This window comes from Flavobacteriales bacterium TMED191, assembly GCA_002171975.2.
Classification (GTDB): domain Bacteria; phylum Bacteroidota; class Bacteroidia; order Flavobacteriales; family TMED113.
The window spans coordinates 1-15,359 of sequence record NHIO02000042.1; the positions used below are offsets into that span (position 1 = coordinate 1).

Genomic DNA, 15,359 nt, shown 5'->3' on the forward strand with positions numbered 1-15,359 from the left:
ATTAATAATGATGGTCAAATAACTGCGGTGTTCAAATTGGCATGAAATTTATTGATTCAATACCCATTAAATATAATAATACATGCCTTGTTATTGGTGAAATAGAACTTATTCATTGCAAGGACGAATCTCTTCAAGATAACTTTAAGGATGGAGTTGGAGTTGTTGGTTTAAATTCATATTATACGAGTAGTAAAGTAAAGGACTTAGAATATTTTAGAGTAAATAAAAATGATACATCAACTAAAAACTGAACAATTTTTAAAAGCCGACCTTGAAAAGGTATGGAGTTTTGTTTCTTCACCAAGAAACCTTAAGCTTATTACTCCTCCTTACATGGGTTTTAATATAACCTCTATTGATTTGCCAGAGAAAATGTATGCAGGTATGATAATAACATATAAGGTTTCTCCGATTCTATCTATACCCACAACATGGGTTACAGAAATAACTCATGTCTCTGAAAAAAAATTTTTCATTGATGAACAAAGAGTAGGTCCATACACAATGTGGCATCACCAACATTTTTTTAAAGAACATAAGAATGGAGTACTTATGAATGATATTATAACTTATAAAGCCCCGTTTGGTCCACTAGGTGTAATCGCTAATTCTTTATTTATACGAAAAAAACTCGAGAGTATTTTCAATTATAGATATAAAACTTTAAATCAAATTTTTAACTCATGACAAAATTATTATCACATCTTATTTTTTTATGTAGTAGCATTGTTTTTTCACAATCCTTTTACGATCTATCAATTGAAGGTATTGACGGCGATTTGATTTCTTTTTCGGAATTTAAAGGTAAAAATGTATTAATTGTGAATGTTGCATCTAAATGCGGTTACACATCTCAGTATGAAGACTTACAACAATTAAGCGAAGATTTTGATAATCTTGTTATTTTAGGAGTTCCTTGCAATCAATTTGCTAATCAGGAACCTAAAAACGAATTAGAAATAAAGCAGTTTTGTATTAATAATTATGGTGTAAGCTTTCCAATGACAAGAAAAGTCAAGGTAAGGGGCTATAATATACATCCAGTATATCAATGGTTAACACAAAAAAAACTTAACAAAGTTGGAGACTTCTCAGTAAAATGGAATTTTAACAAGTTTCTTGTCAACAAAAAAGGCGAATTGATTAGTCATTTCCCAAGTAGAATTAAGCCATTAAGCAGTGATATTACAAAACTTATTAAATAGATATTAATATTTTTTTCAATTGATTTTAAATACTACATACCTTGATAAAGAAAAGGAAAGGATAATAGATGAACTTGTAGGATCTAAGCTTTCCTTTTGGCAAAGCATAACAATTGGGCGTGGCTCTCATAGAATGATACTTGATGAATATAGTGACGTTTTTATCAAATTTTTAAAACCAACTAGTAATTTGCTTTATGGTAATATTGAAATGAGAGAAAAGGGGATTTTTATAAGAATTGCAATAAAAAATTATGAAACCATATCATGGTTAATTCCATATTATAAATTATCTATTTTTAATTCTAAACATTTTAGTATACATTCCGATGGAAGTTTTTTAAAATTTCGAAGGGACTCCAAATACACTATGAATTTGAAATTTATTAAAAACCTTCTAAATTTTAAAGCACAGTATAGTCTTAATTTATCATTTAAGTGATGCGTAGACCTTGGAATCTAATAGATGTTCCAGTTTACAGCATGATTACAGAAGATCAATGTGGTAATATTAATATGAATATATGCACCTATGTTTCTGTTGTTAGTTTGTCACCAAAAACATATTGTATTGCTGTTGATAAAACCACTAAAACATACTCTAATTTAAATTATACTAGTTTAGTAGTATTACAACTACTAAATAAAAAAAATATGCAATTAGTTAAAATATTAGGAAAAAAAAGCGCTTATACATATGATAAAATTAGCTATTTGAAGAAAAATAATTTTTTAAATAACATAGGTAAATTGGAAGTCTTAAAATATATCAATTCCTTCATTATTCTAAAAAAAAAACAGATAATTAAAACTGATACGGATCATGACCTTTTTATATTTAACATTGATAAATACAAAGTTTTTTCTGAGGAAAATATTTTGACTTTTAAGGACTTGATAAATAATAAAATTATTTTATGAAAACAGATTATCATCAAATTCTTCAATTAGTTAATAACCTAGATTTATCAAATTATGCTAAATCTAGAAACTTTATTAATGGAAGCGTATCAATGTTGTCCCCATATATATCCAGGGGCTTATTGTCAACAAAAATCATTGTTGATCATTTATCATCTAAGTATTCTAGCTTGACTAAATTTGAGAAATTTATTCAAGAACTTGCATGGCGTGATTACTGGCAAATTGTTTGGAAATACAAGAATATCAATAATGATATAAAAAGAAAACAATTAGATGTACGACAATTTGGAATACCAACATCGATTTTAAACGCCTCAACAGGAATCGAGGCAGTTGATAAATCTGTAAACTCTTTATATGAAACTGGTTATGTGCATAATCATGCTAGAATGTATATTTCTAGTATTATATGTAATATTGCTAAATGTCATTGGAAAATTCCTGCTCAATGGTTTTATTATCATTTATTAGANGGAGATTGGGGAAGTAATGCGTTGAGTTGGCAATGGGTTTCAGGAACAAATAGCTCAAAAAAATACTATGCTAACCAATCTAATATTAATTTATTTTGCCATACTAATCAAAAAAATACATTTTTAGATATAGATTATGATCAATTAACTAAAATTGATACACCTGTTGTATTAAAGGAAGTTGAACAACCTATTTTAGAAACAACTAGTATTAATTTTAAACAATTTGATTTAGACTTTGAAAAACCACTTTTGATATATAATTATTATAATGTAGATCCTAAATGGAAATGTGATTTAGATGCAAACAGAGTTTTTTTAATAGAGCCAGGTATATTAATTGATTATCCTATTGGTGAAAAGGCAATGAATTTCACAATTGAGTTGGCAAAAAATATTTCTGGAATTAATTTTTATTTTGGTTCTTTTAACAATTTAGTGAAAGATTTTACAGTAGATAATATTTATTATAAAGAGCATCCTTTGAATAGTCACTATAGAGGGAATATGGATCATAGAGATTGGATTTTTCAAGATGAAAATTATTATTCCTCATTTTTTAAATTTTGGAATTCAAATAAGCAAATACTTGGTTTTTAGTTAATTATGCACAATTAACACACTTAGTGCTTTCTGGTATAATCATCAGCCTTCCAATAGGAATCTGAGTTTTGCATCTAATACAAATTCCAAAATCTTTATTAGAAATATTTTTTTTCACCATTTTAAGTTTTTTTAATTTTTCTTCTGATTTTCTTAGTGCTGCTTCTACTACACTTTTATTATTTATTGCATCCATTCTAGAAACTCTTCCTATAGCATTTTCAGGGCTTATTGGTTGAGTTAATTTTTTATATTTTCGAATCGACTGAATAGTGTTTTGCAATTCTAGAGATATTTTATGTTTAATTTTTTCTAATTCGCTTTTGTTCATATTATAAATATAATTTCTTTTATATTATTTTTACACATCTAAATTTAGATGTAAGGTTTATGAGAAGATTGCTTATTTTTTTTAAAGAAATTACTATTGTAGTATTTTCTTTATTTTATATTGGTGTTGGTTTTGCGCATTTTATATCTCCTGAACCTTTTTTAAATATTATGCCTCCTTACTTTCCATATCATTTGGAATTAGTATATCTGAGTGGTTTTTTTGAAGTATTATTAGGCTTTTTATTATTATTTAAAAAATATCGTTTATTCGCTGGTTATGGTTTAGTTTTATTATTAATTGCTGTTTTTCCTGCAAATGTTTATTTATTTACATCAAGCATAGCTCGTGATGCATACGGTTCTATTACTCAACAACAAGCATTTATTCGTATGTTATTTCAACCTCTATTAATAATTACAGCATATTGGCATGCAACCGCTGATAACAATTATAAAACATATTTTTTATATTTTATCTGTTCTATTATAACAATTATATATTTCAGTATGATTTTATTTTAAAATATTTTTTTTTTAAAAACGCTGCCGTCTTCATAGATTTCAATATTAAAACCTTTTGATTTAGTTTCTCTACCTAATAAATCAATTGTTTTAATAATCTTTATGTTTTCTTGATTTTCTATTATATCAGTATTGTCACTGCACCACCAAGAAAGTGCAGTAGGGTCATCAAAAGGAGAATATGAAACAAAATCAACCGTATTATTCCCTGAGTTTGGAATAGCAATCACATTATTTAATTGATTATAGATTATATCGGCTGGATTATTTAATCCACTAATAATAATTTCACTTTCAGAAAAATCATTGTTAAATCTATGAATTGCATTTGTACTCCATGCAGAAATCAAGAAATTTCCACATTCATCCATTGATATACCATCTAAGTTATTTAAATCAGTTGTTATGACAGTATAAAATTCCTCTGTAGTAAAATCAACTTCATAAATTGCGGCATTATTTCCCCAAGTTACTACATATAAGCTATTATACATAGGGTCAAGAAAAATACCATTTGGACTTCTAGGAAAATCACATATAGATGAAATCCACTCATCTTCAATTCTATATCTATATAATTTTCTTGCTGTAAAGTCGGTTAAAAATAAATAAGAACCTGACCCATCGGAGTATTGAGTAATCCCATTAAGGAAAGTTCCTCCAATATTAAAATTTAAAACTTGATTGCCATTTTCTAAATCGTATCCTTTTAATCGGCTCCCACTACATGCATATAAAATATTATCTACAATTTCTAAGCCGTGTGGTCCATTTACTAAATTTGAGGCAAAAACCGATAAATTGTTATTACTGTCAAACTCTAAAATTTGACCATTGTAAGAGTTTGAAATGTAGTAACTTCCATTATTAGAATTGTATTCTATACTTTCAGGTCCATTATAATTTTGAGTAAAACAAAATAAAGGAATAATTAATAATATGTTAAAAATTCTTATCATAATTTATATTTCTTTTTTATAATACCATTGTTGTAGATCTCGATATTTAAATTATTATTTTTTGTTTCCCTACCTAGAAGGTCAATTGTTTTTATCAGTTTTTTATTGGAAAATTCTTCGTTTAAATCTAGAGGCCATGCTGCAATTTGCATAAAAAAATCCCATATTTGTTCATCCGCAAAATTAGGCCATGTATGTCCCATGCCATTTGCAATGTATAATCTTAATTCAGTAGTTGTGTTACTAGTACAACTAAAGTACTGAGTAACATCAGTGGAATAGTCAAATCCAAAATTAATTGTTTCTTCATTTGTGCACCCATGCAAATTACTCCAATGATTCATAATAGAATATATATCTGGGGCTCCTCCCCATCCGTCAGACACATAGCCCATGGAACCATCCATTGGAACTACATCATCATTAGTGCCACTAATCTGCATGACAGGGATAAAGGTACTTGGATTACATGTTTCCCAATCAAGACCACTCATTGTGCCAGTTACAGATGCAATGGCTTTAAATGTTTCAGGGGCATGACAAGCTAATGACCAACTCATAAATCCACCATTGGACATACCGCAAGAAAATGTTTTATTTGGATCTAGACTATATTCTTCATGCAAATAATAAGCTAGATTGGTTAAGAATCCTACATCATCAACAGTGGTCATGATTTCATTAAAATTAGCGTTCCAGTGATTACTTCCATAATTATCCTGTAGACCAGTGGGATAACAAACAATAAATCCATGTTCATTCGCTTGTTCTTCAAAAAGACCTAACATATCAGCTCCTTCACCCCAATAACCATGTAATGCAAAAACTAATGGAGCGTTAGCGGGCAAATTTTCAGGTATATATAGAAAATATTCTCTTTGTTCATTGTCCCATTCGAAAAAATTGGGAACAATACAAGAGTCATTATCTATTGTAGCTTGATTATTATAATTAGTTGCATTGGGATCTGTACAGCCTGGAATTTCCCATTGACATGATTTTGAATTTATTGTAAAATCCCAGTATTCCCATGTTCCATCATCCATCGAATACATCTCGGGAGACTTGTTATTATTTATATTTACACTAATATAACCATCATTCCAACCATCACCATATGAGTCATATCCCTGTATAATATAACATCCTTCATTTGCTATACACCCTTCAAAGATTACTGTTTCATAATTATTTTGTCCTTGAAAATAAGCAATTGAATTATTTGGGTCAACTGTTTCATTCATCCATGTATTGTAATCCCATAATCCCCATGACATTTCATAAGCCCAATTTCCAGATGTAGTTGATATAGAAATAGGATATTCTCCCTCTTTACATTGCCCTAAAAGTATTATTTGATTTAAAAGGATGGAAAAAATTAAAATTGTTCTCATTATTAAATTTTAGCATTACATACAATGCAAATATATAGTTTTCAAACTATTTTAAATATTTATAATCAACGTAGAAAGTTCCAAATGGAATAACAGAAGCAATTAGTAATATAACGGTAGTTATTTTATTCCACTTCATTTTTGATTTTAATAGTATCACTGCAATTACATACAAAATAAATAATATTCCATGCGGCATACCAAATAGTTTAACTAATATTTCATTTTGCCCAATATACTTTAATGGCATAGCAATGAAAACTAAAACTATAAAAGAGAATCCCTCTAAAAAAGCTAAACACCTAAACAAGTATTTTAATTGTGCAAAGGTCATAAGAGTGATAATTTATGATTTTCTTTAATTCTTTTTATTATGATTTTAGATTTTATTTTTGGTACCATAAAAGTTAATTTACAATTGGAATCAAATTTTTTTTCTATAATTCTTAAATTATATTCCTTCATTAATTTCATTACTTCATTAATTTCATTATATCTAAAATGTAAATAATATTTTTCTTCAATATCTTTTGTTAAAATTTTGGTTTTTTCAATTGCTAATAAAGCAGAAGTGCTGTAACATCTAATTAGACCAGGAATCCCTAGTTTTATTCCACCAAAATAACGTACTACAACAATTAAAATATTTGTTAATTGAAATTTTTGAATTTGTTTATAAATTTGTCTTCCTGCAGTTGATTTTGGTTCACCATCATCATTAATCCTATAGTTCGATTTGTCAGGGTTTAATACATAGGCATAACAATAATGATTTGCTGATGGCTCAGATTTTTTAATTTCATTTATTTTTGTTTTGGCTTCTTTTTCATCATATACACGAAAGGTATATGCGATGAATTTACTTCCTCTTTCAACGTAGACACTACTAGTTTCGGTTTTAATTTCTTTATATGTTACATCAAACAACATATTTATTTTACTAAATATTTTTTCTCCACTTCTCCATTGTTATAGATTTCTATTATAAATTTTTTATCATTATTATCTCTTCCTAAAATATCAAAATGACTTATTTTTTTTTTTTCAAGTTTATTGATTTGATTTAATAATAATGTTTCGATAGAAAAATCAGTTGTAATTGCTAGATGATCGGAAGATCTTGAATCATCTATAAATAGATTATGTGTATTTAATGTTTGTTGATTCATTAATTCTGTATCAATAGAAAAAGATTTTTCTGCGTACATGACATCATCCGAAAATATAATAAAATCTAATCTTCCATGGGGATAGCTTCCAGGTATATCATCATTTGGATATAGGTCTCTCCATGTGTATGAAAGAGGTTGTTCTGTATTCCAGCACACTTGATCTTTTAGATTATTATTAGACCAATTCATACCACCTCCTTGACCAAATAGCTGAGTATTTACAATTTCACCACTTTTTAGTGTAGTAAGCTGTTGAGAATAACCAACTAAGTTTAAATCTCCACATAAAACAAAGGGTGTGTTTTCTTCTAAATCTATTATACCTCCTTCAGATTTTGCATCTATAATGAAATTTACAAAATCATCTGCTTGTATTTGTCTTAGTGAATCACTTCCACAGCAACTCATATGGGCATTTATAACTAATAAGTCTTTGGCATATTGATCATTCGGTAGGTCAATTAAACAAGGATGCATTGTTTGGATACCATTATCTTCGTTTGGCCAATGGTCTAAAATGGGAAATCTTGATGCAAGAATTAAATCATCCCAATTTTTTTTTTATAACAAACCAACCTTCGTTGGTATTTAGGTTGAGAGTTTCGTCTAATATATTTTTTATAGAATTTGTAGTTGTATTTCCACATTCGGAAAATGCGAAAATATCAGAATTTAGAGCTTTTATGATGTTTTTTAATCCATCTACTCGTTCTTCATTATTAAATCCATTATTAAGAACATTATATGCAGTTAGTCTAATAGAACTCTCATTTTCTTTTAGAATTGGTATTTGTGAATAATTTTGATTATTTAGCTGTATCGTGTAAATAATCTCAGAGTTATTATTTGGAATATGGTCATTGGAGATCCAGTCTGTTAATTGAATTCGGATTTCAGAATTAGGTAATAAAATTTGTTTATTGTACTTGGAATCTAATGCGATAGCAATTTCAAATTTATTAGAAGTTACGGTCGGAGCAGGGTAAATATCCATATCATAAAGTGATAATTGTAAATCTTTTTCAGGTATATTATACCAGAAAAATCTTTGGTTAAACATAATACCTAATTCAGCTCCAATATTATCATTAAATCCAGGGCTCCACCCAGTTTTATTATTATTATCAGTGTCAATTAATAGTTCTATGTCATAGTTTCCATCAGATAAATCAATTTCTTCAGCAGTTTCAAATTTAACATATAAGTATTTATTGTCATTTGTTACAGAGACATTGATGAAGTCAGCACCAGATTGAATGTCGTCATTGGAATCTGTATAGTTATTTATATTGACCCAATCCTCAAAATAACCATCAATATATATTTGATTAGATTGTGAAAAAGTGAATAAGGGCAAGCAGAAAATAATGAGTATAAATTTCTTCATATTAGTTATTTAGGATTTAATAATTTTGTTAGGTATTGCTTCATTTTCAATAAATAATTTAAATTCATTTAGATAAATTTTACTTTGATTTTGAAAATCACTTTTTTTAAAACCCTTTATATTAAGAAATTTTAATATTTTCATTACTCCATAGAATTCAAATTTTTGTTTATTAATAATTTGCGTATGATTATTAGATGTTAGATTGTGTTTTTGTGTCATCGTGTTTTTTAAACCCTTTGTCTCGTATAAGTATGAGATGCTGTCGGGTAGATTATTATTTAATAATGTAGCTTGCATGGTCATGGAATCTGTATCTATTTTCCATATGATATTATATATTGCATTTGATTTTTGATGCTCTCCTTTGATTAAAACAATATCAAAGTCACCAGTCATATATTGTTTCATATTATATATATTTCCAATAAAAGAATCTATAGTTTGTGTAGGTGCTTCAATAGTTATTGTTTCCTCGTATTCAATGACCCCATCATCAAAAAGTATTATTGAGAAAAAAAATACAGGTACAATTATTAAAAAAATGATAATAATTTTTAAAATTTTTTTCATGATTTAGTTTATTTTTTGTCCATAGCAGGTAAACGATGATGACTGAAATGGAGAACCATTTGCACCAGTTAAATAAACTAGGGAGTCACCGGTAAAATATCCATCAAAATTATAATAATATACATTTTGAAAGTCTTCAATTTCTCCTGTTTCACTTACCAAGAACTCTTCCATTAAGAATTCGCCGTTCGTATATTGACCTGTACTAATAAAAAGTTTATTAAAATTAGTACCTGGACTAATAATGCCTATGTAAGTTGTTTCATTAGATCCAGATTCATAGGGATTAGAATAACCTGAAGTACGAGTAAATAACCAGTCGCCAACATATTGATTTAAAATACTCTCTCCTTCGCAATCAAACCAAGGTTCAGGATAAATACAGGTGGTATTGTCTTCGATTAAAGCTTCAGCATTATAGTTACATGCATTTTCGTCCATACAATCTACACAGCTTTCATATTCGCAGCTCCCATCATCTTGTTCTGCGTTCATATTATAGTTACATGCATCAGGATAAATACATCCCACCTCAATATTTTCACATCCAATTAATACACCTAAAATTAAGATTATTTTTTTCATTTTTTTAGTTTAACTTTTTAGCATATACTTGATATGTGTGGTAATTATTTTGCCCTGGCAACCATGAGTAGAAACTTTGAGATATATTCATGTATAATAAACTATCATTTGTTATTATTGGACTTTCATAATAGTTTGATATATCCATTTCTAAAAAGTTATTAAAATTATTTTCAACACTAAAAAAGCTAAATAGTGCAGTATTATCATAATTTGTCATACCCCATTCTTCCGGTTGTAACTCGCCGAATTCATTAATATAAAAAGTCCATGAATCATTACTCCAGTTATAAGGAACTTCTATTTTATTAGTCAGTCCACCAAGACCTTCCATATCTGCATTTTTAATACTATCGACATAGAATTGATAATAATCATATTCAGGTTCACCACTGTTATATGAAGTATAACGTTCTACGTGAAATTCCCATTGACCAATATATTGTGCTCTATGGTCTATGAAGTTGCCATCACAATCCCACCATGCTAATTCCCATAGTTCTAAATTCTCAAACGCAAATTCACATGAAGCATCATCAATGGTTGCATCAGGATTATAATTACATGCCCATAAATTTGTACAACCAAAACATATTGCGTAGTCACACGAAGCATCATCAATTGTTGCGTCTGGATTATAATTACATGCAGCTTCATATGTACATCCATATATAGTTTCTTGGCACCCTTGAATTATAAATAGAATTAATATTGAATATAGTCCAATTAGTAATTTATTTTTTAATATAATCCTTATCATTAAAACTGTTGTTTTTAATTATTTAGTGATTTTTTCAATTATATACGTAGTTTAATCACAAATATAGTTACTTTAAATTATAAATATTTTAATCATGTTAAATCTAAAAATGGCCACTGATCCAAGATGGGTAAATTTGGCAGAAAAAAATATAGGTGAAATACTAACTGATCATGCCTATTGTGAGCAAAAGGCAGCTAATTCTTGTATTTCTTTAATAATTGTTTATCCTGATTTAAAACCTATAGTGGAGGCTTTGACTCCAATTGTGGCTGAAGAGTGGAGTCATTTTTCTATGGTTGTAAAAGAAATTTATAACAGAGGATTACAACTAGGATACCCTCGAAAAGATGAATATGTAAATGCTTTATTAAAATATCAAAAAAAACAAGGCAATAGGGAAGAGGTACTTGTTGAAAAATTATTAACTAATGCTTTAATTGAAGCTAGGAGTTGTGAGCGTTTCCGATTACTTTCTTTAGAACTAAAAGATGATTATTTGAAAAAATTTTACCATAGCTTCATGATATCAGAAGCGGGACATTATAGACTATTTATGGATTTAGCTAAGTTATATAAGCCAAATTCATATGTCAGCAATAGATGGGATGAGTATTTAAGTTTTGAATTAGAGATTTTTGAGAGAATAAAATTAAGGGGAGATAGAATGCACTAATTTATAAGTAGGAGGGAGTATCACTATACTCCCTCTATCATTTTTTGTCTAAAATTATTTTATTATAATAATCTTTTCATCTTTGTATTCATCAGCACTAATACTTAGAATATATGTGCCAGGAGGTTGATTTAGTGATATACCATGCTTGTCATTCATGATGTAATTTTCAAGTTTTTTATCATAAATTTTTTCACCTAATATATTATGGCATTCAAAATGTATATTATTGAAATTTTTATTTATTAGAATCTCGAAATTTCCATTATTTGGATTTGGATGTACTAACCAATTTGGTGCAATATTTTCACTAAGGTCAAAATTATTATTACTAAAGTTTCCACATAGTTCAATATTATCTATTTGCATAGTTGCAACGCAACCATTACCTGCACATGCGCCATAAAGGTTTAATGCTCCTAATATATTTGAAGATTCAGATGAACCATCACTAAAGGTCCAAGAGTGGATTAGATTTCCATCGTAGTAAAAATCTATGTTATCAGTATCAAGATTTATAACATGTCTAATTTCTACCCACTTATCGTATTGTGTGTCAAATTGAACATCAGTATCCGCTGAGACATACGAAGCTTCACCCGATTCATTAGATGCAAAGAATACTTCAAAAGCCCAATTTGATTCAGCGGCGTTATAGTCATGAAGAATGTTAAAATACCCCCCAGCATTATTATTAGAAGGTATATTTATATAAAATATTAGTTCACCAGAACCACTGTTTAACTCTCCAAATTCATGTATCACATCGTCATCTTGTTCAATAAGAATGGATTGTGATCCAGAATAAAATCCAGGACTACTTATATCTGCACCAGAGTTTGTGTTATCCCATCCAAACCATTCAGATGTTTGCGTGTCTATATTTCCAGTACTGTAATTTTCAAAACCTTCAAACCATATTTGGTTGCTACATGGAGCCCATTCGTATGCATAAGTACACGAACCATCGTCAGTATTAGCATTTGGATTATAATTGTCCGCATTTGTATCTGTACATCCTTCAACTATCAGGTTAATACATGAACCATCATCAACATTTGCGTTTGCATCAAATTCTATATAGTTTTCATCGGTGCATCCAAGATATTCACAAGAATCATCACTTGTATTAGCATCTGGATTATAATTATCTGCTTCAGCGTCTGTACATCCATAGACTGGGTCTCCAATACTTACACAGAAGTTATAAGACTCAGAACATGGTGTTCCGTCATATAGTGATTCATCTCCAAGCGATTCACATCCACCAAATAATGCATCATTTTCTTGAAAGAGAATACCTCCATCTTGATCGATCATTGAAAATGGAGCTCCATCTACTGTACATGACCATTGTGATCCAGCGAGTCCATCTCCATAACTATCTGTTATTGTAAACGTATAGCATCCTGCACTTAAGCATATTTCTTCTTCTTGAAGGCTACCTCCTTCTTCCATTGATGCAGATGAGCTTCCACCTGGATATGTGCCTGCACTTACTGAAGCTACAGTTGTTCCATTTTCATTTGTTATTTCCCAGCTTATCTCTTCACCATAACAATCTAGTTGTAATGATAATTCAACATTATTATCACATTGATACTCGCAGGATCCATCATTTACAGTTGCATTTGAGTTAAAATTTATAGCAGTTGTATCTGTACATCCAAATACAGCATCAGAGTCGCAAAATGCACTTTGATTAGGACATACTGCACCGTCAGTATTTTCACATATCCAATCAATAAAATACGAAACTCGAGCATATACTCCAGGATACCCAGCCTCAGCACAACCATATCCCCAGCTTACTACTCCAGATTGTAGAAATGTTTCGCCATCCGCAGCTAATACGACCATTGGACCTCCACTATCGCCTTGGCATGAATCATAGCCTCCATCAGGATATCCAGCCATTATCATATCTGCATCAATTTGATTTCCACCGTAATTAGATTGTGTTGTAATTGGAACATCCACAACTTGTAATTGTGATGAGTTTGTAGTTCCTTCAGTATTTCCCCATCCCGAAATCCACGACATTTGTCCAGGGTCTTCAACTCCCAATGCAACTTGTTGGTCACACATTAGTACAACAGGTTGAGTATTATTATTGAATGTTATAGGATTTTCTAAACGAATAAGAGCAATATCGTTATTCATGCTGTTAGAGTTATAATTTGGATGTGAAATTATTTCAGCAGCATCGTACACTGTTCCTCCTTGTGCGTAATATGAATCACTTCCGCACCTAATAGATGTACTGTTAGCTGACTCGCCTTGAACACAATGTGCTGCAGTAAGAATCCAGTATTCATTAATTATTGATGCACCGCAGTATGCACTAAAACCACCACCCCAGCCAGCTCCACCTAGAGCCACTTGGTATGGATATTCCTGGATATTAGCATCCACTCCGCCAACAATGTCTGTTTGAGCGTATATATTGTTGAAATAAACTATAAAAATTGAAAAAAATAAAACTCTTGCCATCTGTTATAAAATTATATATGTTATCTTAAATAAAGATACAAAAAAGAACAATCATTCTGAAATCAGGAATTGATTTATTTATCACAGCTTTTATTTTAGTTATAATTTCAATAGGATTTTGTTGATTTTTTATAATATAATTAGATACCACCTTTCGTCGATATTTTTTTGTTTGCTTACTATTTTGCTTACTATTAAGATGGAGTTTTAAGAACTTATTAAATTCAGATGAATTTTTTATGCTTACAGCTATTTTATGTTTTATAAAGTAATTAGCTTCTTTAAATTGTATATGTTTGGGTCCAAATAATATAGTGTTACCATGTATTGCTGGTTCTAGTATATTATGAATCCCTTTATTAAATCCTCCGCCTACATATGATATGTTAGTATATTTATATAGATGTTTAAGAATACCAAAAGTATCGACTACTAGAATATTAGGATTAGTTTTTTTTCTATTTATTTTCGAATAAAGACTCATTGAGGGTAAAAAAAGTTGCATTAATTTTTTAATAGTAAAATCGTTGATTTCGTGAGGAATTATGATGTGTTTTAGATCTTTGTTTTCTTTAATGAAATTAATTATTACAGGGTAGTCATCTTCTTCTGTACTTCCATATATTATAACTTTATCATTTTTAATGAAATTAGTAATTTTTTCATCATCAAATTTTTGACATGAATCCTTTACAATTTGATTGATTCTTATATTGTTAATTAGTAAGGTGTTATTAATATTTAGATTATTTAATTTATTCATCGTAAACTTATCTAAACAAAATATAGATGTAATTAATTTATAATATTTTTTATAATAGATTTGTCTTATCCAATTATTTACTTTTAAAGGATGTAATTTGCATCCAATTAAAATTATTGGGATTTTTTTGTTTCTAAGTACTTTAATCATGTTAGGCCAAACATCATTTTGAGAAATGAGTACTAATGATGGGTTTATATGGTTAATAAAAGAACTCATCTTTGATTTTATATCAAAAGGTAAATATGACATACTTTCAACTAAATTAAAATCATTAAAGTTATCGTAGCCTGATGAAGAAAAAAAGGTCAAATGTATTTTTGAGTTAATTTTTTTTAGTTCAGGAATTAAGGATTTGATAAACTCATATTCCCCTAGAGAAGAACAATGTATCCAGATGGTTTTGTGTTGATTTTTTTTAATATTTGTAAATATTTTATTTTGTTCTTTGAACCAAAGTTTGAACCTGAGCGGAAAAACCCAGGGTATTTTTGATAAAAAATAAATGCTTTTTACAAAAGTATTATACATCTT

Annotated in this window: 19 protein-coding genes and 1 pseudogene; 8 read left to right on the forward strand and 12 right to left on the reverse strand. The window is 29.0% G+C overall.

Annotated features, from left to right (window positions below; genetic code table 11):
• Positions 1-41 precede the first annotated feature (41 nt).
• From CBD51_004950 to CBD51_004975, 6 genes are read left to right on the forward strand one after another with little or no spacing between them, the layout of a single operon-like run.
• Positions 42-254 (forward strand): hypothetical protein, encoded by a 213-nt coding sequence (locus CBD51_004950; protein RPG58438.1) that lies wholly within the window; start codon positions 42-44, stop codon positions 252-254.
• The gene (locus tag CBD51_004955) at positions 232-690 is read left to right on the forward strand and encodes a hypothetical protein (GenBank protein RPG58439.1); all 459 of its coding nucleotides are present in this window, start codon (positions 232-234) and stop codon (positions 688-690) included. Before CBD51_004950 ends, CBD51_004955 begins: the two co-directional genes overlap by 23 nt.
• Positions 687-1,208: a glutathione peroxidase gene (locus CBD51_004960; GenBank protein ID RPG58440.1), complete on the forward strand. Its 522-nt coding sequence runs from the start codon at positions 687-689 to the stop codon at positions 1,206-1,208. The genes CBD51_004955 and CBD51_004960 overlap by 4 nt, the downstream gene beginning before the upstream one ends.
• A gap of 19 nt (positions 1,209-1,227) precedes the next feature.
• A complete protein-coding gene (locus CBD51_004965; GenBank protein ID RPG58441.1) occupies positions 1,228-1,650 on the forward strand; it encodes a hypothetical protein in 423 nt (140 codons plus the stop codon).
• Positions 1,647-2,129 (forward strand): hypothetical protein, encoded by a 483-nt coding sequence (locus CBD51_004970; GenBank protein ID RPG58442.1) that lies wholly within the window; start codon positions 1,647-1,649, stop codon positions 2,127-2,129. Before CBD51_004965 ends, CBD51_004970 begins: the two co-directional genes overlap by 4 nt.
• Entirely contained in the window at positions 2,126-3,205 is a 1,080-nt protein-coding gene (locus tag CBD51_004975; protein ID RPG58443.1) for a deoxyribodipyrimidine photolyase, read from the forward strand. The genes CBD51_004970 and CBD51_004975 overlap by 4 nt, the downstream gene beginning before the upstream one ends.
• Positions 3,206-3,209: 4 nt before the next feature.
• Here CBD51_004975 and CBD51_004980 read toward each other — a convergent pair whose 3' ends face one another.
• Positions 3,210-3,539, reverse strand: a complete 330-nt coding sequence (locus CBD51_004980) for a TraR/DksA family transcriptional regulator (GenBank protein ID RPG58444.1) — start codon at positions 3,537-3,539, stop codon at positions 3,210-3,212.
• Positions 3,540-3,598: 59 nt separating this feature from the next.
• Between CBD51_004980 and CBD51_004985 the strand changes: the two are divergent.
• A pseudogene (locus tag CBD51_004985) lies at positions 3,599-3,976 on the forward strand (DoxX family protein).
• Between the two features lie 83 nt (positions 3,977-4,059).
• Here CBD51_004985 and CBD51_004990 read toward each other — a convergent pair.
• The 9 genes from CBD51_004990 to CBD51_005030 form a co-directional block, all read right to left on the reverse strand.
• The gene (locus tag CBD51_004990) at positions 4,060-5,022 is read right to left on the reverse strand and encodes a hypothetical protein (GenBank protein RPG58445.1); all 963 of its coding nucleotides are present in this window, start codon (positions 5,020-5,022) and stop codon (positions 4,060-4,062) included.
• The gene (locus CBD51_004995; GenBank protein RPG58446.1) at positions 5,019-6,416 is read right to left on the reverse strand and encodes a hypothetical protein; all 1,398 of its coding nucleotides are present in this window, start codon (positions 6,414-6,416) and stop codon (positions 5,019-5,021) included. Before CBD51_004995 ends, CBD51_004990 begins: the two co-directional genes overlap by 4 nt.
• A gap of 46 nt (positions 6,417-6,462) precedes the next feature.
• Positions 6,463-6,750 carry a DUF3817 domain-containing protein gene (locus tag CBD51_005000; protein ID RPG58447.1) on the reverse strand — a complete coding sequence of 96 codons (288 nt, stop codon included), beginning with the start codon at positions 6,748-6,750 and terminating at the stop codon, positions 6,463-6,465.
• Positions 6,747-7,346 (reverse strand): YigZ family protein, encoded by a 600-nt coding sequence (locus CBD51_005005; protein ID RPG58448.1) that lies wholly within the window; start codon positions 7,344-7,346, stop codon positions 6,747-6,749. The genes CBD51_005000 and CBD51_005005 overlap by 4 nt, the downstream gene beginning before the upstream one ends.
• A gap of 2 nt (positions 7,347-7,348) precedes the next feature.
• Positions 7,349-8,065 carry a hypothetical protein gene (locus CBD51_005010; GenBank protein ID RPG58449.1) on the reverse strand — a complete coding sequence of 239 codons (717 nt, stop codon included), beginning with the start codon at positions 8,063-8,065 and terminating at the stop codon, positions 7,349-7,351.
• A gap of 67 nt (positions 8,066-8,132) precedes the next feature.
• Positions 8,133-8,975 (reverse strand): hypothetical protein, encoded by an 843-nt coding sequence (locus CBD51_005015; protein RPG58450.1) that lies wholly within the window; start codon positions 8,973-8,975, stop codon positions 8,133-8,135.
• A gap of 9 nt (positions 8,976-8,984) precedes the next feature.
• The gene (locus CBD51_005020; protein RPG58451.1) at positions 8,985-9,548 is read right to left on the reverse strand and encodes a hypothetical protein; all 564 of its coding nucleotides are present in this window, start codon (positions 9,546-9,548) and stop codon (positions 8,985-8,987) included.
• Positions 9,549-9,551: 3 nt separating this feature from the next.
• Entirely contained in the window at positions 9,552-10,133 is a 582-nt protein-coding gene (locus CBD51_005025) for a hypothetical protein (GenBank protein RPG58452.1), read from the reverse strand.
• A gap of 4 nt (positions 10,134-10,137) precedes the next feature.
• Positions 10,138-10,893 carry a hypothetical protein gene (locus tag CBD51_005030; protein ID RPG58453.1) on the reverse strand — a complete coding sequence of 252 codons (756 nt, stop codon included), beginning with the start codon at positions 10,891-10,893 and terminating at the stop codon, positions 10,138-10,140.
• Between the two features lie 94 nt (positions 10,894-10,987).
• On the opposite strand from CBD51_005030, the gene CBD51_005035 reads away from it, so the two are divergent.
• The gene (locus CBD51_005035) at positions 10,988-11,569 is read left to right on the forward strand and encodes a tRNA-(ms[2]io[6]A)-hydroxylase (protein RPG58454.1); all 582 of its coding nucleotides are present in this window, start codon (positions 10,988-10,990) and stop codon (positions 11,567-11,569) included.
• A gap of 54 nt (positions 11,570-11,623) precedes the next feature.
• Here the strand turns inward: CBD51_005035 and CBD51_005040 are convergent, their stop codons facing one another.
• Entirely contained in the window at positions 11,624-14,062 is a 2,439-nt protein-coding gene (locus CBD51_005040) for a T9SS C-terminal target domain-containing protein (protein ID RPG58455.1), read from the reverse strand.
• Between the two features lie 25 nt (positions 14,063-14,087).
• Positions 14,088-15,356, reverse strand: coding sequence for a hypothetical protein (locus tag CBD51_005045; protein ID RPG58456.1), 1,269 nt, complete (start codon positions 15,354-15,356; stop codon positions 14,088-14,090).
• Between the last annotated feature and the right edge of the window lie 3 nt (positions 15,357-15,359).

Excerpts from the sequence above, each read along its gene's own strand:
- CBD51_005015 (RPG58450.1), bottom strand. The coding sequence starts at position 8,975 with ATGAAGAAATTTATACTCATTATTTTCTGCTTGCCCTTATTCACTTTT.
- CBD51_005040 (RPG58455.1), bottom strand. The coding sequence starts at position 14,062 with ATGGCAAGAGTTTTATTTTTTTCAATTTTTATAGTTTATTTCAACAAT.
- CBD51_004955 (RPG58439.1), top strand. The coding sequence starts at position 232 with ATGATACATCAACTAAAAACTGAACAATTTTTAAAAGCCGACCTTGAA.
- CBD51_004950 (RPG58438.1), top strand. The coding sequence starts at position 42 with ATGAAATTTATTGATTCAATACCCATTAAATATAATAATACATGCCTT.
- CBD51_004960 (RPG58440.1), top strand. The coding sequence starts at position 687 with ATGACAAAATTATTATCACATCTTATTTTTTTATGTAGTAGCATTGTT.
- CBD51_005000 (RPG58447.1), bottom strand. The coding sequence starts at position 6,750 with ATGACCTTTGCACAATTAAAATACTTGTTTAGGTGTTTAGCTTTTTTA.
- CBD51_005005 (RPG58448.1), bottom strand. The coding sequence starts at position 7,346 with ATGTTGTTTGATGTAACATATAAAGAAATTAAAACCGAAACTAGTAGT.
- CBD51_005020 (RPG58451.1), bottom strand. The coding sequence starts at position 9,548 with ATGAAAAAAATTTTAAAAATTATTATCATTTTTTTAATAATTGTACCT.
- CBD51_005030 (RPG58453.1), bottom strand. The coding sequence starts at position 10,893 with ATGATAAGGATTATATTAAAAAATAAATTACTAATTGGACTATATTCA.
- CBD51_005025 (RPG58452.1), bottom strand. The coding sequence starts at position 10,133 with ATGAAAAAAATAATCTTAATTTTAGGTGTATTAATTGGATGTGAAAAT.
- CBD51_005045 (RPG58456.1), bottom strand. The coding sequence starts at position 15,356 with ATGTATAATACTTTTGTAAAAAGCATTTATTTTTTATCAAAAATACCC.
- CBD51_005010 (RPG58449.1), bottom strand. The coding sequence starts at position 8,065 with ATGCATCCTTGTTTAATTGACCTACCGAATGATCAATATGCCAAAGAC.
- CBD51_004990 (RPG58445.1), bottom strand. The coding sequence starts at position 5,022 with ATGATAAGAATTTTTAACATATTATTAATTATTCCTTTATTTTGTTTT.
- CBD51_004980 (RPG58444.1), bottom strand. The coding sequence starts at position 3,539 with ATGAACAAAAGCGAATTAGAAAAAATTAAACATAAAATATCTCTAGAA.
- CBD51_004995 (RPG58446.1), bottom strand. The coding sequence starts at position 6,416 with ATGAGAACAATTTTAATTTTTTCCATCCTTTTAAATCAAATAATACTT.
- CBD51_005035 (RPG58454.1), top strand. The coding sequence starts at position 10,988 with ATGTTAAATCTAAAAATGGCCACTGATCCAAGATGGGTAAATTTGGCA.